The sequence below is a fragment of the Streptomyces armeniacus genome (genome assembly GCF_003355155.1).
GTDB lineage: Bacteria > Actinomycetota > Actinomycetes > Streptomycetales > Streptomycetaceae > Streptomyces > Streptomyces armeniacus.
This window is the reverse complement of sequence record NZ_CP031320.1, coordinates 1,789,326-1,806,679: the sequence shown is the minus strand read 5'-3', so window position 1 is coordinate 1,806,679 and position 17,354 is coordinate 1,789,326. Positions and strand designations below refer to the sequence as shown.

The 17,354-nt window shown below is 72.6% G+C and carries 15 protein-coding genes; 3 read left to right on the top strand and 12 right to left on the bottom strand.

The window, feature by feature from the left end:
- Nucleotides 1–67 precede the first annotated feature (67 nt).
- The 5 genes from DVA86_RS07970 to DVA86_RS07950 all read right to left on the bottom strand — a co-directional run bounded on the left by DVA86_RS07970 (nt 68) and on the right by DVA86_RS07950 (nt 5,410).
- The gene (locus DVA86_RS07970; RefSeq protein ID WP_208876906.1) at nt 68–1,177 is read right to left on the bottom strand and encodes a polyprenyl synthetase family protein; all 1,110 of its coding nucleotides are present in this window, start codon (nt 1,175–1,177) and stop codon (nt 68–70) included.
- On the bottom strand, nt 1,174–2,634 hold the full coding sequence (hpnE, locus tag DVA86_RS07965; protein ID WP_208876905.1) for a hydroxysqualene dehydroxylase HpnE: 1,461 nt from the start codon (nt 2,632–2,634) through the stop codon (nt 1,174–1,176). Before hpnE ends, DVA86_RS07970 begins: the two co-directional genes overlap by 4 nt.
- Nucleotides 2,631–3,599 (bottom strand): presqualene diphosphate synthase HpnD, encoded by a 969-nt coding sequence (hpnD, locus tag DVA86_RS07960; protein ID WP_208876904.1) that lies wholly within the window; start codon nt 3,597–3,599, stop codon nt 2,631–2,633. The genes hpnE and hpnD overlap by 4 nt, the downstream gene beginning before the upstream one ends.
- A gap of 8 nt (nt 3,600–3,607) precedes the next feature.
- Nucleotides 3,608–4,522: a squalene synthase HpnC gene (gene hpnC, locus DVA86_RS07955; protein ID WP_425470970.1), complete on the bottom strand. Its 915-nt coding sequence runs from the start codon at nt 4,520–4,522 to the stop codon at nt 3,608–3,610.
- 225 nt (nt 4,523–4,747) lie between these two features.
- Nucleotides 4,748–5,410: a TetR/AcrR family transcriptional regulator gene (locus DVA86_RS07950; protein ID WP_208876901.1), complete on the bottom strand. Its 663-nt coding sequence runs from the start codon at nt 5,408–5,410 to the stop codon at nt 4,748–4,750.
- Nucleotides 5,411–5,494: 84 nt separating this feature from the next.
- On the opposite strand from DVA86_RS07950, the gene DVA86_RS07945 reads away from it, so the two are divergent.
- Nucleotides 5,495–7,702, top strand: coding sequence for an MMPL family transporter (locus DVA86_RS07945; protein ID WP_208876898.1), 2,208 nt, complete (start codon nt 5,495–5,497; stop codon nt 7,700–7,702).
- 114 nt (nt 7,703–7,816) lie between these two features.
- Here the strand turns inward: DVA86_RS07945 and DVA86_RS07940 are convergent, their stop codons facing one another.
- From DVA86_RS07940 to DVA86_RS07910, 7 genes are all read right to left on the bottom strand, one after another.
- On the bottom strand, nt 7,817–8,641 hold the full coding sequence (locus tag DVA86_RS07940; protein WP_245996406.1) for an ABC transporter ATP-binding protein: 825 nt from the start codon (nt 8,639–8,641) through the stop codon (nt 7,817–7,819).
- Entirely contained in the window at nt 8,628–9,563 is a 936-nt protein-coding gene (locus DVA86_RS07935) for an ABC transporter permease (protein WP_208876897.1), read from the bottom strand. The genes DVA86_RS07940 and DVA86_RS07935 overlap by 14 nt, the downstream gene beginning before the upstream one ends.
- A 62-nt stretch (nt 9,564–9,625) precedes the next feature.
- On the bottom strand, nt 9,626–10,498 hold the full coding sequence (locus DVA86_RS07930) for a glycosyltransferase family 2 protein (protein ID WP_208884497.1): 873 nt from the start codon (nt 10,496–10,498) through the stop codon (nt 9,626–9,628).
- A gap of 11 nt (nt 10,499–10,509) precedes the next feature.
- Nucleotides 10,510–11,292: a CDP-alcohol phosphatidyltransferase family protein gene (locus DVA86_RS07925; protein WP_208876896.1), complete on the bottom strand. Its 783-nt coding sequence runs from the start codon at nt 11,290–11,292 to the stop codon at nt 10,510–10,512.
- Complete coding sequence (locus DVA86_RS07920; protein ID WP_208876894.1) at nt 11,270–12,334, bottom strand: iron-containing alcohol dehydrogenase family protein; 1,065 nt, start codon at nt 12,332–12,334, stop codon at nt 11,270–11,272. The genes DVA86_RS07925 and DVA86_RS07920 overlap by 23 nt, the downstream gene beginning before the upstream one ends.
- Complete coding sequence (locus DVA86_RS07915; RefSeq protein ID WP_208876892.1) at nt 12,322–13,083, bottom strand: phosphocholine cytidylyltransferase family protein; 762 nt, start codon at nt 13,081–13,083, stop codon at nt 12,322–12,324. The genes DVA86_RS07920 and DVA86_RS07915 overlap by 13 nt, the downstream gene beginning before the upstream one ends.
- A complete protein-coding gene (locus DVA86_RS07910) occupies nt 13,080–15,017 on the bottom strand; it encodes a DUF5941 domain-containing protein (protein ID WP_208884499.1) in 1,938 nt (645 codons plus the stop codon). Before DVA86_RS07910 ends, DVA86_RS07915 begins: the two co-directional genes overlap by 4 nt.
- 242 nt (nt 15,018–15,259) lie before the next feature.
- Between DVA86_RS07910 and galE the strand changes: the two genes are divergently transcribed.
- Both galE and DVA86_RS07900 read left to right on the top strand, forming a co-directional pair.
- Nucleotides 15,260–16,255: a UDP-glucose 4-epimerase GalE gene (galE, locus tag DVA86_RS07905; RefSeq protein WP_208876891.1), complete on the top strand. Its 996-nt coding sequence runs from the start codon at nt 15,260–15,262 to the stop codon at nt 16,253–16,255.
- Between the two features lie 161 nt (nt 16,256–16,416).
- Nucleotides 16,417–17,352: a cation diffusion facilitator family transporter gene (locus DVA86_RS07900; protein WP_208876889.1), complete on the top strand. Its 936-nt coding sequence runs from the start codon at nt 16,417–16,419 to the stop codon at nt 17,350–17,352.
- The last annotated feature ends 2 nt before the right edge of the window (nt 17,353–17,354 follow it).

Below are 17,354 nucleotides of genomic sequence, written 5' to 3'. Positions count from 1 at the left end.
CCCCTTCCGCGTGTCCGCTGTGCGAGCCGTGCACCGCCGTAACGGCAGCAGCGCCGTATGCGTTACGTCACCGCTGCCGTACGACGACGAAGTCCGCGAGCGCGACCAGCTCGTCGCGCACCGTGCCGGGCATGTCGATCCCGTCGAGCGCCTCCAGTGCCTTGTTGTGCTGTACGCGGGCGATGCCGGAGGTGGCCTCCCGGCCGCCCGCCTCCTCGATGAGCGCGGCGCGTGCCGCGAACTCCGTCTCGTCGAAGTCCTCGAACTCCCGCTGGGTCTTCTTCACGTCCGCCGCCATCAGGTCGGCGAGGCGTTCGGCGGCCGGGCCGCCCGCGGCGAGCGCGGCGACGACGGGCAGCGACTTTTTACGCTGCCGCAGGTCGCTCCACGTCGGCTTGCCGGTGGACTCCGGGTCGCCCCACACGCCGAGCAGGTCGTCCACCGCCTGGAACGACAGGCCCAGATGGAAGCCGTACGCCTCCAGCGCGTCGGCCGTACGCTCGTCCGCGCCGCCGAGCACCGCGCCGATGGAGGTGGCGCAGGCGAGTAGCGCGCCCGTCTTGTTGCCCTCCATCTCCAGGCACTCGTCGACGGTGACGCGCTCGCGGTGCTCGTAGCTGATGTCCTGCGCCTGCCCGTCGATCAGCTTGCGGGTGGCGGCGGTGAGGCGGCGGGTGGCGCGTCCGGCGTCGGCGGTGCCGAGTTCGAGGAGTATTTCGTTGGCGAGGGCGAACAGGGCGTCGCCGACGAGGATGGCCTGCGCGGGCCCGTGCACCTTCCACACGGTGTCGCGGTGGCGGCGCTGCTCGTCGCCGTCCATCAGGTCGTCGTGCAGGAGCGAGAAGTTGTGTACGAGTTCGACGGCGACGGCCCCCGGCACGCCCGTCTCGGGCGCCGCGCCGGCGGCCTCCGCGGAGACCAGGGCGAGCGCGGGGCGTACGGCCTTGCCGCCGTCCGCGTCGGAGGGCCGGCCCTCGGCGTCGATCCAGCCGAAGTGGTACGCGGCGACCGTGTCCATGGGCGGCGCGAGCCGGTCCACGGCGGCGCGGAGCACCGGGGTGGCGAGCGTACGGCCCCGCTCCAGCAGGGCGGTGACGCGCGCGGAGTCGCTCGCGGGGCGCTGCCGCGCCGGACTTGCCGTGTTCACCGGAGCTCCTCGTTCTGTGCTGCCGTTCATGCCGCCGCTGCCCTTCTTTCCGTACCGTGCGGTGGTTCGTCGTCATGCGCACGGCCTGTACTGCCGAGCGCTTCCCTGGCGGCGGTGATGCCACTGCGCACAGCGCTCTCCATGGTCGCGGGCCAGCCGGTGTCGGTCCACGCCCCGGCGAGGAGGACACCCGGCAGCCCGGTGCGGGCGGGCGGCCGGAGCCGCCCCACCCCCGGGTCGGGAGCGAACGTCGCTGTCCGCTCCCTGGTCACGAAGAAGTCCACCACGTTCGCGCCGCGCGCGGCGGGCAGGAGCCGCGCCAGCTCGCGGAGGTAGCGGCGGCGCAGCTCGGCGACCGGCGTGTCGATCTCGCCGGCCGCGGCGGACTGGGACAGCGCGAGGTACTGGCCGCCGCCGGTGAGCCCGGAGGGGACCGTACGGTCGAAGACCCACTGCACCGGGGAGCCCAACGCGGTGAAGAAGGGGCGGCGCAGCACCCTGCGGTCGTACACGACGTGGATGTTGAGGATCGGCGCGTCGCCGATCCGCAGCAGCCGGTCCTTGTCGGGCAGCGCGCCGTCCGGCACCAGCCGGTGCGCCTCGCCCTGCGGGACGGCCAGCACGACGGTGCCGGCGTCCAGTTCCTCGGGCTGTTCGCGCGTCTGTGCCGTACGGCGGTCTGCGGTCACGCGCCAGCCGCCGTACGGTGCGGGCGCGATGCCGCGGGCACGGGTCTGCAGCATGGTGCGTACGCCCGCCCGCTCCAGTTCGGCGCGGGCGAGGATGTCGTGCAGGTCGCCGAGCGGGGCATGGGACACGCCGATGTCGGCGCCGCCGGGGGTGGTGAGCAGCCCGGTCTTGAAGACCTTGGCGGCGAGGCCCATGGAGGAGTCGGCGGCGCGGGCGTTGAGCGTGGGCACGCCGACGAGCTCCCACAGCGCCTCGACGGAACGGGCGGACTGGCCGTGCCGGTGCAGCCAGCTCGCGAAGTCGGTGCCGTCCAGGGCCGGGTCGGCCGGGTCGAGCCGTTTCATGGCGAGCGCGGCGCGCCCGACGGCGGCGCGTTCGGCGAGCGACAGGTGCGGGTACGTGGCGAGCCCGGCGGCCAGGTGCAGCGGCACGGGCAGCCCCGTACGCCGCAGCCGGCCGAGCCGGCCCGCCGCCGCGTCCAGGACTGGCACGTCCAGCCGGCGCTGCAGCGGCGCCAGTTCGGTGGCACCGACACGGCGCAGGAACCACTGGTACGCGGTGCAGCAGCGCAGGTGTACGTGCTGCCCGTTGTCGACGGTGAGCGCGCCGGCCGGCGAGTCGCGGCGGAAGGAGAACGCAAGGCCGCCCAGCCGCGGGCGCGACTCCAGAAGCGTCACCTCCAGCCCGGCGTCGGCCAGCCGCAGCGCCGCGGTGGTGCCCGCCAGCCCGCCGCCGATCACGACGACGGGGCGTGCGGCGCGCCGCGTCCGCGCGGGCCGCGTCTCCGGGGCCGTCACGCGGTCCTCCCGCGCGGGGCGCGGCGCGCGGTGCGCCGGGCGGCGTGCCGCGCGTCCAGTCCGGCGAGCCCGCGCGCCGCGACGTACGCCTTCTCGCGGACGGGCAGCGACACGCGGCCGCGCAGCACCGCCTGCGGGTCGTGGGCGATCCGTTCGAGCAGCCTTCGGTAGATCCCGGCCATGGCGGCGACACAGGCGCCGGACCGGCGGTCGAGCATGGGCAGCAGCGTGAACCCCTCCTCGAACAGGGCGCGGGCACGCCGCGCCTCGAAGTGCACCAGGCCGGCGAAGTCGGCGCCGGGTGGCGGGGTCTCGTGGTGGAAGCCGGCGGAGCAGCCGAACTTGTCGAGATCCTCGGTGGGCAGATAGACGCGTCCGTTGCCTGCGTCTTCCCGGACATCCCGGAGGATATTGGTGAGTTGGAGCGCGAGGCCGAGAGTATCGGCGTACTCGGCGGCGCGGGTGGTGTCCCGCGCGCCCGCGCTCCCGGCGGTCCCGAAGACGCCGAGCGACAGCCGTCCGATCGCGCCGGCGACGCAGCGGCAGTACGCGCGCAGCTCCGCCCAGGTCTCGTAGCGCTGCCCGTGCACGTCCATCAGCACCCCGTCGATGACCTCGTCGAGGGCGCCGAGCGGGATCGGAAAGCGGCGCGCGGCATGGCTGAGGGCCACGGCGACGGGGTCGGTGTCCTCCTCGGACACCTGGCCGTCCCGTACGCGTGCGAGCAGTTCCCTGGTGTCCGCGAGCCGGGCCTCCTTGTCCGCGGGCCCCAGATCCCCGTCCCCGATGTCGTCGACGCGCCGCGAGAAGGCGTAGAGCGCGCTCATCGCGCGGCGCTTGCCGGCCGGGAGCAGGCGGATGCCGTAGGCGAAGTTGCGGGCCTGCTGTCCCGTGACGGTCTCGCAGTAGCCGTAGGCGGCGAGTACCGGCGGGGACACCTGCCGCTCGGGCCGGGTTCTGACCACGGTCGGGGTCACCCCTCTCTTCGCAGTGCCATGCCCGCCTCGCGCAGCAGCCCGCGCTTGGTGGGTTCGGGAGGTCCGGGCAGTACGTCGTACCCCGCGGCGCGGATGGCCCTCAGCGCGGCGCGCCCGCCGCCGACGAACCCGGCGAGCAGCAGCCGGAGCCGGCCGCCGACGCTGCGTACGAGGGGCAGGCCCTCGTCCAGCAGGCGGTGCGCGCGTTCGGACTCGAAGGCGATCAGGGTGCGCACGGAGGCGTTGGCGGTGGGCGCGGCGAGGTCGGACTCGCGGACGGAGAAGCGCGCCATGTCCTGCGCGGGCAGATAGACGCGGCCGCGCGCCAGGTCCTCGGCCACGTCCTGGAGGTGCTCGACGATCTGCAGCCCGGTGCAGACGGCGTCGGAGCGGCGTACGCGTTCGGGGGTGGCGGTGCCGGTGACGGACAGCACGAGCCGGCCGACGGGGTTGGCGGACAGCTCGCAGTATCCGGCGAGCTGCTCGTACGTCGCGTAGCGGAGCACCTTCTGGTCCTGGCGGTTGGCCTCGATCAGGCCGAGGAACGGCGCCGGGCCGAGCCGGTGCCGCCGTACGGCGGGCACGAGCGCGGCCAGCAGCGGGTGGCCGGGCGCGGCGCTGGGCCCGCTGCCCTCGGCGACACGGAAGGCGCGGTGGAGATCGGCCTCGAAGGCGTCGAGCAGGGCGAGCCGGTCGGCGGCCTGGCCCGGGCCGACGCCGAGGTACGCGGCGTCGCGGCCGCCGGGGGCGAGATCGCCGTCGCCGATGTCGTCGACGAGGCGCGCGAAGCCGTAGACGGCCATCAGATCGTCCCGCCATGCGCGCGGCAGAAAGCGGGGGGCCACCGGGAAGTTCTCGCCGGCGGCCTTGGCGAGCACCGTATGCGCGTGCGCGTCCGCGTCCGCGGTCACCACGTGCTGCCAGGAGCCATTGCCGTCACATCTCCGTTTCTACACCGTTGCCCCGGGACAGAGATTTCGGACACGCCGCGCGGGCTGACCTGCGCGGCTGGGTGCTGACGGGCCCGGGCGGGCCCGCTTGGCGCCCGAATTGCCGCTCATCGGCACCGCTACAGCTTACGCCGTACATCGACTTCATGTGCGAGTACGGGCGGAGTGCGGGCACTTGGCGGCCCGTCAGGGCGCGGTGAATCCGGCGACGAGCGTGCGCAGCGCGCGGTCGACCGCGGCGTCCCGCTGATCGTCCGGCAGCAGCGAGAACGGGCCGTCCAGGATCAGCATGGCCAGCCCGTGCACCAGCGACCAGGCGGCGACCTCGGCACCCGGTCGGCGGGCGGGCGGCATGAGCCCCGAGGCGACCAGGCCGTCCAGGATCCCGATGAGCAGTTCGAAGGAGCGGAACTGGTGCTCGCCGGACGCGGGCTGCGGCACACCCTCGTCGCTGAGCCCCATCGCGAGGTCCGGGGTGTTGCAGAACGCCGACCGGAACAGGCCGGGTTCGTCCAGCGCGAAGCCGATGTAGCCCTTGCCCATGGCCAGCACGCGCTCCTCCACGCCCTCGTCGGGCTCACCGGGCACCGAGCCGGCCGCGCCCTCCATCCGCTCGGCGAGCATCTGCTGGCCGACGGTCTTGACGGCGAACAGCAGGTCGCTCTGCCCGGCGAAGTGCCGGTACGCCGCGGTGGGCGAGACGCCGACCTGGCGGGCGGCGGCGCGCAGCACCACCGCGTCCGGGCCGCCGGCCCGTGCCAGTCCGACGGCGGCGTCGATGAGTGCGTTGCGCAGGTCGCCGTGGTGGTAGCGGCCCTTGCCTGCCGTGGGCGCAGAGATGTCCTCCATGCCTCTATCCTGCCCGATGTTGACACTATTAACATTCCCCGCTTACGTTGGATGTTGACGCTGTAAACATCCAAGGGGATCGCCATGTTGCACCGCATAGCCGAGCTGGCCCTGCGCCGCGCCCGAGCACTGCTGCTCCTCACTCTCGTCGCCGTGGTCGCCATGGGCGCCGTCGGCTTCGGTGCCTTCGGAAAACTCCAGGCCGGGGGCTTCGAGGACCCCGACGCACCCTCCAGCCGCGCCCAGAAGCTCATCGACGACAAGTTCGGCGGCGACACCAACCTCGTACTCCTCGTACGCGCCGACAACGGCCTCGACTCCCCCGGCGCCGAACAGGCCGGCCGGGAGCTCACCGCGGGGGTCAAGGACACGCCGCACGTGACGAACGTCGTGTCCTACTGGGACGCCGGCGGCTCCGCCCTCACCTCCGAGGACGGGAACCAGGCCCTCGTCATGGCCCATGTCGAGGGCGGCAGCACGAACCTCGCCGAACGCGCCGAGAGCGTCATCGACGAGTGGAGCGGCGACCGCGGCGCCGTCACGGTGAAGGCGGGCGGCACCGCCGCGCTCGACAAGGACGTCACCACCCAGGTGTCCGGCGACCTCGCGCTCGCCGAGACGATCGCCGTGCCCGTCACGCTGATCCTGCTCATCCTCGCCTTCGGCAGCGTCGTCGCCGCGCTGCTGCCCCTCGCCATCGGGCTGATCGCGATCCTCGGCACGTTCGCCGAGCTGTACGTGCTCGGCAGCATCACCGACGTCTCCGTCTTCGCCATCAACCTCACCACCGCGCTCGGCCTCGGCCTCGGCATCGACTACGGCCTGCTGCTCGTCAGCCGCTTCCGCGAACGCCTCGGCGAGGGCGACGAGGTCGCCGAGGCACTGCGGACGACCGTACGGACGGCCGGGCGCACCATCGCGTTCTCCGCCGCCACTGTCGTGGCCGCGCTGTCCGCGCTGCTGCTCTTCCCCCCGTTCTTCCTGCGCTCCTTCGCCTACGCCGGGATCGGCGTCGTCGCCATCGCCGCGCTCGCCGCCCTGATCGTCGTTCCCGCCCTGCTCGCCGTGCTCGGGCACCGGGTCAACAGCGGGCGGCTGCCCTGGGCGCAGGCCGTACGGAAGCCCGACGCGCCCGTCTGGGGCCGGCTGGCCGGCGTCGTGATGCGCCGTCCCGCGCTCACCGCGCTGCCCGTGCTGGCCGTGCTGCTGCTCGCGGCGAGCCCGCTGCTCGGCGTCACCTTCGGCACCCCGGACGAGCGGGTGCTGCCCGAGGACGCGCAGAGCCGCGAGGTGTCGACCGCCGTACGGGACCACTTCCCCGGCAACGACGCGAACGCGGTCCAGGTCGTCACCCGCGGCCCGGTCGCGAAGGAGCAGCTGGCGCCGTACGCCGAGACGCTCGCCGGCCTGGACGGCGTCGTACGGGTGCAGGCCAGCACCGGCACGTACACCGCGACCGGCTCCACCGGGCCCGGCCCGGCCAACGCCGCGCTCGGCCGCCCCGACGCCCAGCGGATCACGGTCACCAGCGACCTCGAGTCGAAGTCCGCGGCCGCCCAGGACCTGGTCCGCGAGGTGCGCGGGACCGCCGGTCCCGGCGGTACGGAAACGCTGGTGGGCGGCACGGACGCGCGGCTCGTCGACTCCAAGAAGGCGATCGGCGACCAGCTGCCGCTGGCGGCGGCCATGGTGGTGTTCTCGACCTTCATCCTGCTGTTCCTCTTCACCGGGAGCGTGATCCAGCCGCTGCGGGCGCTGGTGCTCAACGCGATCAGCCTGACCGCGTCGATCGGCGTCATGGTGTGGCTCTTCCAGGACGGCCACCTGGCGGACCTGCTCGGCTTCACGCCGATGCCGATGGACACCTCGATGACCGTGCTGCTGTTCTGCATCGTCTTCGGGCTGTCCATGGACTACGAGGTCTTCGTCACCAGCCGGATCAAGGAGCTGAACGACGCGGGCGCCGACAACGTCACCGCCGTCACCCGCGGCCTGTCCCGCACCGGCCGGATCGTGACGATGGCCGCGGGGCTGCTCGCCGTGAGCTTCTTCGCCTTCGGCACGAGCAGCGTCAGCTTCCTGCAGATGTTCGGGCTCGGCAGCGGCCTGGCCATCCTGATCGACGCCGTCGCCGTACGGGGTGTGCTGGTGCCGGCGGCGATGCGGCTGCTGGGGCGGCACGCGTGGTACGCGCCGAAGGCGCTGCGGCGGCTGCACCGCAAGGTCGGCCTGGACGAGGGCGGCGGCCCGGAGCGGGTGCAGGAGCCGGACCGTACGCCTGCCGGGGTCTGACACCCGGCACCGTCCCCCGGACGGCGAAGACCCCCGCGCGGGAGGGAGGCGCGGGGGTCTTCGCTACGTGCTCGCGGGAGGCGGGCCGGGCCGGGCGGCCCTGGGTGCCGTCCGCTACTTGCCGGTGAACTTCTCGTATTCCTTGAGGACTTCGTCCGTCGGCCCGTCGAGCCGCAGCTCGCCGTGCTCCAGCCAGAGCACCCGGTCGCAGGTGTCCCGGATGGACTTGTTGTTGTGGCTGACCAGGAACACCGTCCCGGCCTCCTTGCGCAGTTCGCGGATACGGGCCTCGGACCGCTTCTGGAACTTCTTGTCGCCGGTGGCCAGCGCCTCGTCGATCATCAGCACGTCGTGGTCCTTGGCCGCCGCGATGGAGAACCGGAGCCGGGCGGCCATGCCGGAGGAGTACGTGCGCATGGGCAGCGTGATGAAGTCGCCCTTGTCGTTGATCCCGGAGAAGTCGACGATGCTCTGGTACCGCTCGCGGATCTGCTCGCGGCTCATGCCCATCGCGAGCCCGCCGAGGATGACGTTCCGCTCCCCCGTCAGGTCGTTCATCAGGGCGGCGTTGACGCCGAGCAGGGACGGCTGGCCGTCGGTGTAGACCTTGCCGCGCTCGGCGGGGATCAGCCCCGCGACGGCCTTGAGCAGCGTGGACTTGCCGGAGCCGTTGGACCCGATGAGGCCGATGGCCTCGCCGCGGTACGCGGTGAAGCTGACGCCCTTGACCGCGTGCACCGTGCGTACGCCCTTGTCGGCGCTGCGGCGGATCATCCGGTTCAGCGCGGCGGTGGCGCTGCCCTTGCCGCGCGGGCCGCCGTTGACGCGGTAGACGATGTGCAGCTCCTCGGCGATGACCGTGGGCACCCACGCGTCCGCGGCCGCCTGCGCCGGGGCGCCGGCGGGCTTCGCGTCGCTCGACTTCTCAGCCACGGCCATAACGCTCCTCCGCCTTCCAGAAGTATACAAATCCGCCGATTCCCGCGAGGAGCGCCCAGCCTGCCGCGAGCAGCCAGACGTGCCCGGGGAGACTCTGATGGTGCGGCCCGTCGATCAGGGCGTAGCGCATGAGCTCCAGATAGACGGAGATCGGGTTCGCCAGCAGGGTCTCGGTGACCCATGTCGGCACGTCGCGCTTCTCCAGCATGTGCTCGAGCGGGAAGATCACGCCCGACGCGTACATCCAGGTGCGCAGGATGAACGGCATGAGCTGCGCGAGGTCCGGGGTCTGCGCGCCCAGCCGCGCCATCACCAGCGCCAGCCCGGTGTTGAAGATGAGCTGCAGCACCAGCGCCGGGATGATCAGCGGCCACAGCACGGTCGGGAAGTGCTGGAAGCCGATCAGGATCACGGCGAGCACGAGCATCGAGTACAGCAGCTGCTGGAGCTGCTGCAGCGAGAAGGAGACCGGCAGCGAGGCACGCGGGAAATGCAGCGCCCGTACGAGACCGAGGTTCCCGGATATGGCCCGGACCCCCGACATCACCGACTGCTGGGTGAAGGTCCACACGAAGACGCCGGTCACCAGGAACGGGATGTACTCGTCGTTCTTCATCCCGCCGCGGCCGCCCATGAGGACGCCGAAGATGAAGAAGAAGACCGTGGCGTTCAGCAGCGGCGTGAGCACCTGCCACACCTGGCCCAGCTTCGCCTGGCTGTACTGCGCGTGCAGCTTCGCCCGGGAGAAGGCGAGGATGAAATGGCGCCGCTCCCACAACTGCCGGACGTACTCCGGCAGCGAGGGCCTGGCTCCGCTGACGGTCAGGCCGTACTTCTCCGCGAGCGCTGCCGGAGACAGGCCCTGATCGGGTGACGGCGGGGAATTCACGGCGACCGCACCATTGTGCGTTGTCTCGCTCACGTTGAAACTTTCGTCCTCACTCTGCAGTGACTGAGCCCCCGATGTTCTCAGACCCGAGCTTGTCAGATCACGGGAGGTCGGCCCAGCCGGGTGAGCCTCCAGACCGTGCTCCACTTCATCGGCCTGCGCGGTCCGCACGGGCTGCTCCAGCCCTCCCGGAAGCCGCCCAGCCACGCGCGGAGCGCGGGCCGCGAGGGCCGCCGGGCCAGGGTGAGCAGGAGCCATACGCCCAGGTAGGCCGGGATGAGCAGGACCGGCAGGTTGCGGCGGGCCAGCCAGACGCGGTTACGGGCGACCATGCGGTGGTAGACCGCGTGCCGGCTCGGTGCGGTGGTGGGATGGTGCAGCACCATGTCGGCGCGGTAGTCGATCGCCCAGCCGGCATCCTGGGCGCGCCAGGCCAGATCGGTCTCCTCGTGCGCGTAGAAGAACTCGTCCGGCAGCCCGCCGACCTGCTCCAGCACCTTCGTACGGACGGCGTTGGCGCCGCCCAGGAAGGTGGTGACGCGGGAGGAACGCAGCGGGTCGGAGGCGCGCAGCCGGGGCACGTGGCGGCGCTGGGTCTCGCCCGTGTCCGGGTCGGCGATGCGGAAGCTGATGATCCCCAGCCCGGGGTCGGCCTCGAACGCGGCGCGGCACAGCTCGGCGGTGTCGTTCTGCGGCAGCAGCCCGTCGTCGTCCAGGAAGAGGAGCGCGTCCACGTCACTGCCGCCGGGACCGAAGGCCTCGATTCCGACATTCCGCCCGCCGGGGATCCCGAGATTTTCCGGAAGCTCGACCGTCCGTACACCTGGCGGCAACTCGGGCAACGGCGCGCCGTTACCCACGACCACGACCTCGATCGGATCGCCGTCCTGCTTGGCCACCGAGTCGAGCAGCGCGCGCAGTTCCTCCGGCCGGTTGCCCATCGTGAGGACGACCGCGCCGAGACGCATCGCGGGCCCGCTCATTTCAGCCTGCTCGAGGCGAGGATGGACACCAGGTGCAGCAGCGTCTGCAGTACGGCGATGGCCGCCAGCACCGCGACCCCGAGCCGGGTGAAGAAGAGGTCGCCGCGCACCATGTCCAGTACGGCCACGAAGAGGATCAGCAGCGACGCCTCGACGCCGCCCACCAGGCGGTGGAACTTGAGCGCCGCGGCGGCCCTGCGGGCCAGCGCGAGCCCGGACGAACGCGGCGTCGCCGCCTCGTCCTTGACGGCCGCGAGGCCGCTGCGCGCGCGGGCCACGTCGACCAGGTCGGTCTCGGCCTTGATGAGGATCGCGCCGAGCGCGGCGACCGTGCCGATGAAGGCCCAGAGCCAGTTCGTGCCGCCCTCGGACTGGAAGACGTCGGCCGCCCGTACGCCGAAGCCGACGAGCAGGGCGGCCTCGGACAGGTAGTGGCCGACGCGGTCGAGGTACACGCCGGTTATCGAGGTCTGGCCGCGCCAGCGCGCGACCTCGCCGTCGACGCAGTCCAGCAGCAGGTAGAGCTGGATGAGCAGGGCGCCGACGAGCGCCCCGGTCAGGCCCGGCACCAGCAGTGCCGCGCCCGCCAGGACGCCCGCGACGACCATCAGATGGGTGAGCTGGTTGGGCGTGATCCTGGTGTTCACCAGGTACGGGTCGCAGCGCAGCGAGAGCTCCCGCATGTACAGGCGCCCGGCCCAGTGCTCACCGCTGCGGCGGTCCTTCACCCCGTCGGGGTGTACGACCGGCCTGAGTTCAGCTACCGATGGCTTGTGCATAGTCGGCGTACGCGTCCCTGATCTGGTCGGCTGACAGGTCGAGGTGCTCGAGGATCGTGTAGCGCCCGGGGCGGGTCTGCGGTGCGTACTCGACGGCGGCGACGAACTCGTCGACGTCGAAGCCGATTTCGCCGGGCAGTACGGGCAGGCCGTGCCGCCGCAGGACGCTCGCGATGAGCCCGGCGTCCTCGTGCGCGCCGCGCAGGTGCATCGCGAACGCCGCGCCGAGACCGCACTGTTCGCCGTGGAGCGCGGAGCGCTTGGGGTACATCAGGTCCAGCGCGTGGCAGATCTCGTGGCACGCCCCGGAGGCGGGCCGGCTGTCCCCTGCGATGGACATCGAGATGCCGGTGAGCACGAGTGCCTCGGCGTAGATGACGAGGAAGTCGTCGTCGCCGATGCCGCCCGGGTTGCGCAGCACGGAGTCGCCCGCGCTGCGCGCCATCGCGGCGGCCAGGCCCTCGAACGCCTCACCGGTCACGCGGTGGGACAGCTCCCAGTCGGCGACGGCGGAGATGTTGCTGAGGGCGTCGCCGATCCCGGCGCGTACGTACCGCACCGGCGCCTCGCGGATCACGTCGAGGTCGATGACGATGGCGATCGGGTTGGGCACGCCGTACGAGCCGCGGCCCGCGTCGTTGTCCAGGGTGGAGACGGGCGAGCAGAGGCCGTCGTTCGCCAGGTTGGTGGCGACCGCGACCATCGGCAGGCCGATGCGCGCGGCGGCGTACTTCGCGGAGTCGATGACCTTGCCGCCGCCGAGGCCCACGACCGCGTCGTAGCGCCCGGACTTCTTGATCTCGTCGGCCAGCCGCACCGCGCCGTCGATCGTGCCGTCGGCGGCGTCGAACCACTCCGCGCCCGGCAGCGCCGGGGCGATCCGGTCCCGCAGCGCCTGCCCGGAGCGGGGGCTGATGGCGACCGCGAGCTTGCCGCCGGGCGAGATGCGCTGGTCGGCCAGGAGGGTCCCGAGATCGTTGAGTGCACCGGCCCGGATGTCGACCGTCAGCGGGGACGGGATCAGTCGGGTCAGTACCGGCATGCGATCTCCCGTCCCTTGGCGAGGTCGTCGTGGTTGTCGATCTCGACCCACGAGACGTCGCCGATGGGCGCGACGTCGACCTTGAAGCCGCGGTTGGCCAACTCCTGGTAGCCGTCCTCGTAGTAGAGGTCGGGGTCCCGCTCGAAGGTGGTCTTGAGCGCGTCGGCCAGCTCCTCCGCCGCGTCGCCCTCGATGAGGGTGAGCCCGATGTACTCGCCGGTCGCGTCCGCCGGGTCCATCAGCTTGGTGATCCGCTGAAGGCCCTTCTCCGGGTCGGTGACGACCTTCATCTCCTCCTCGGCGAGCTGCTTCACCGTGTCGAGGGCGAGGATGATCCGCTGGCCCTGGCCGCGGGCGGCGAGGAGGGTCTTCTCGACCGAAACGGGGTGCACGGTGTCGCCGTTGGCGAGCAGCGCGCCCTCCTTCAGGACGTCACGGGCGCACCAGAGGGAGTAGGCGTTGTTCCACTCCTCGGCCTTGTCGTTGTCGATCAGGGTGAGGCTGACGCCGTACGTGCGCTCCAGTTCGGCCTTGCGCTCGTACACCGCCTCCTTGCGGTACCCGACGACCACGGCGACATCGGTGAGTCCGACCTCGGCGAAGTTGGCGAGGGTCAGGTCGAGGACGGTCTTCGCCGCTCTGCCCGACCCTTCCTCTTCAGGGCCCACCGGCACCAGGGCCTTCGGCAGGGTGTCGGTGTAGGGGCGCAGACGCCGTCCGGCGCCGGCAGCCAGCACGAGGCCGATCATGCGGGTTCTCCTGTTTCGTCGTGTACGGCGGGTGCTCCGGAGGACACCCAGAAGCGGATGCTCTCGCTGAGCACCGCGGCCGCGATGACCGCTGCGAGCGCGGTCAACGCGATGGTGAAGCCTTGCTCTGAACCACCCGCCCAGAGAGCGGCGGCGGCCGTGACCACCACGGTCCGTCCTTCGTGCCCCCCGATCGCCCGCACCAGCCGGTGCGGAGGCGCTCCGGTGCCGCCGCGGATGCGGTACACCGTGTCGTAGTGATGGTAGGCGACCGCGGCCACCAGCCCGAAAGCGGCGGGCAAGGCACCGTTCACCTCGGAACGGGCCGCGAGCACCAGAATGGTGCAGTATTCCGCGATACGGAAGAGGGGCGGAACCAGCCAGTCGAGCGGGCCCTTGAGGGGCGCGGCGACGGCGACGCCGGAGGCGAGCACGTACGCCAGCGCGGCCGGCACCGGCCACCAGCTCCCGGCCGGTGCCCACAGCGCGGCGCCCGTGACGGCGGCCGCGCCGAGCGCGGCGGCGAGGGGCGCGACGAGCAGGGCGGCGGCGCCGGGCAGGCTCCCCAGCCGGCGGGCACCGCCCGCGACGAGTTCGGCGGCGGGGCCGCTGTCCGCGAGGTCGGCGAGGGCGCGCGCGGCACGGTCCGTACGGCGCGCCTTGCGGGTGACCGAGCGCAGCACGCGCCCGGCCGTCGTGTAGCAGGCGGCGAACGCGCAGCCGATGATCAGCACCCACAGGGTGATACGCGGTGTGGTGCAGGCCGTCAGGACGGCGATCAGCGCCCAGCGTTCCCCGATGGGCAGCACGATCATGCGGCGGACCCAGACCGTCCAGCCCGCGCTGTCCAGCCGGTCCGAAAGGGCCGCGGTCGGGCTGGTGTTGGCGGTGGCGTCGTGGTTGGCCTCGGTGAAGGCGAAGTCGACGACGTGCCGCGCGGTCTGCAGCACCATCGCGCCCAGCGCGAGCGCCCACACGTCGTCGCCGCCGCGTGCGGCGCCCAGCGCGAGGCCCGCGTAGTAGGCGTACTCCTTGGCCCGGTCGAAGGTCGCGTCCAGCCAGGCGCCCATGGTCGAGTACCGCAGCGCGTAACGGGCCAACTGCCCGTCCGTGCAGTCCAGTACGAACGACGCGAGCAGCAGCACGCCGGCCGCCACGAACCCGCCGCGCGTGCCGGTCGCCGCCGCGGCCGCCGCGATCAGCGCGGTGAGCAGCGAGGCCGTGGTGACCTGGTTCGGGGTGAAGCCGCGCCGGGCGCACCAGCGGGCGAGGTAGCGGGAGTACGGGCTGATGCAGAAGGTCGTGAAGAAGCCGTCGCGTGACTTCACGGCGCTGCGCAGCCGTACGGCCTCGTCGTCCGTGCCGTCGACCGCGTCGGAGGCCGCGCGCCGCGCCTCGTCGTCGGCGGGCACGGCGGCCACGAGGACGCCGAGTTCGGGCCGGTGCACGCCGACGCCCGCGGAGTCCAGGGCCCCGGCCACCGAGTCGGGCAGCGTGGGGAGCGTACGGAGGGACGCGGGGGCGTCCGCCTGCGTGGCGGTGCGCGTGCCGGACGCCGGGTCCGGCGCGGGCGCGTCGTCCGCCGCGGGCCCCCCGTCAGCCGCGGCCGCCGTCAGGGCGCCCGCCAGCGCCGTACGCGCCTCGGGCAGGACGGTCACCGCGCCGGGCACCGCGGCGGCCGGGAAGCGGGGGTCGGTCAGGGCGAGCCGCAGGCTGTGTACGTGGCCGACGAACCGCGGGTCGACGAGCGCGACCCGCCGGCCGGGCGCCACGGCGTCGAGTTCGGCCGCCACAGCGGCTGCCGTGCCGGCTGCCGCCCCGGAGCCCGCTCCGGCGTCGTCCGGCACCGTCCGCACGTCGAAGCCGAGCGAGCGCAGATCGCTCTCCAGCGGCGACCCGGCTGGCGGGCGGCCGGTGAGGATGGCGGTGGACAGCGGACTCACTCCTTGGCGGCTGACACGTCTGCGGCACCGGCGTCGTCACGTCCGGGCAGCGGTCGGGAACGCGCCCTCACCCGTTTGCCGGAGGGCGGCATTCGGCAGAGGTTATCGGATCGGCGGAAGCGGGCGTTCACCGCGCATTCACCGGGGCGGGGTTGCCCTGCCGGAGGACAGCATGCTCGATCATGGCCCGGGCGCCAAACGGGCCCCCTCGGGGCGCCGGATAGGGTGCCGATATGACGTGGTTGATCACAGGTGGTGCGGGCTACATCGGGGCGCACGTGGTGCGGGCGATGGCGGAAGCCGGTGAGCCGGTGGTCGTCCTCGACGACCTGTCCAGCGGCGTGCCGGACCGGCTGCCGCCGGAGGTCCCGCTGGTCCGCGGCTCGATCCTGGACCGCGCGCTCCTGGACCGTACGCTCGCCGGGCACGGCGTACGCGGGGTGGTGCACCTCGCGGCCAAGAAGCAGGTCGGCGAGTCCGTGGAGCAGCCGCTGCTCTACTACCGGGAGAACGTGCACGGGCTGACCGTGCTGCTGGAGGCGGTGGCCGCGGCGGGCGTCCGCCGGTTCGTGTTCTCCTCGTCCGCCGCGGTCTACGGCACCCCGGACGTGGATCTCGTACAGGAGGACACGCCGTGCGTGCCCATCAACCCGTACGGCGAGACGAAGCTCACCGGCGAGTGGCTGGTCCGCGCCGCCGGGCGTGCACACGGAATCGGCACGGCCTGTCTGCGGTATTTCAACGTCGCGGGCGCGGCACGGCCCGAACTCGCGGACACCGGGGTGTCCAACATCATCCCGATGTTCTTCGACGCGCTGACCCGGGGCGAGGCGCCGCGGATCTTCGGCGACGACTATCCGACGCCCGACGGCACCTGCGTCCGCGACTACATCCACGTACAGGACCTGGCCGACGCCCATCTCGCCGCCGCCCGCCGGCTGGCCGCCACGGCGCCGGCGGAACCGGGCGCCGGCCGCGACCTCACCGTGAACATCGGCACCGGGCAGGGCGTGTCCGTACGCGAGATGGCCGAGCTCGTCGCCCATGTCACCGGCAGGCACGAGCCCGCCGCACGCGTCGCGCCGCGCCGCGCGGGCGACCCGGCGCGGGTGGTGGCCGCCGCCGAGCTGATCGGCAAGGAGCTGGGCTGGGCGCCCCGGTTCGGGGTACCCGAGATGGTCGCGTCGGCCTGGCAGGGCTGGTGCCTGCGACACCCCGAGGCACGCTGACCTCGCCTCCTCCAGGGGCGCCGCCAACGCTCTGACCTGGGACGGAAAAGCCCAGGTCAGAGCAGATGACAACCGTCTTCAGTGCCGCGTTGCCCGATACCCCCCTGCCGTAGTTCACTGGCGATCGTCAGCACGTTCGACGCGACGCGGAAGGCGGCAGTATGGGCGCGGGACACGATCACGGAGCACTCCCGGCGGGCAGCACCGGTACGGCGGCCGCCGCGCACCGCGTACGGCTCCGGATCGCGCTCGGGATCACGCTCAGCGTGATGGTGGTCCAGATCGCTGGCGGCCTCGCCGCCGACTCACTGGCACTGCTCGCCGACGCGGGCCACATGGCGACGGACGGGCTCGGCCTCGGCATGGCGCTGCTCGCGATCCACTTCGCCAACCGGCCCAGCAGCGCGCGCCGCACCTTCGGCCTGGCCCGCGCGGAGATCCTGGCCGCCCTCGCGAACTGCCTGCTGCTGCTGGGCGTCGGCGGCTACATCCTCTTCGAGGCCACCGACCGGTTCCTGCACCCCGCCGACACCGACGGCGGCCTGACGCTGCTGTTCGGCGCGTTCAGCCTGCTCGCCAACCTGGTCTCGCTGGCCCTGCTGATGCGCGGCCAGAAGGAGAGCCTGAACGTGCGCGGGGCCTTCCTCGAGGTGCTGGCCGACGCGCTCGGCTCGGTCGCCGTCCTCGTCTCGGCGCTGGTCATCATGACCACCGGCTGGCAGGCGGCCGACCCCGTCGCGTCGCTGCTGATCGGCCTGATGATCGTGCCCCGTACGCTCCGGCTGGCCCGCGAGGCACTGGAGGTGCTGCTGGAGGCGGCGCCGAAGGACGTCGACATGGCCGAGGTGCGGAACCACATCCTCACCGTGCCCGGCGTGGAGGGCCTGCACGATCTGCACGTCTGGACGATCACCTCGGGCATGCCGGTGCTGTCGGCGCACGTCGTGGTGGACCAGAGCGCGCTGGACGGGGTGGGCCACGAGCGGATCCTGCACGAGCTCCAGGACCGGCTGGGCGCACGATTCGACGTCGAGCACTGCACCTTCCAGCTGGAGCCCCGGGGACATGCGGTGCACGAAGCGAAGCTGTGCCACTGACG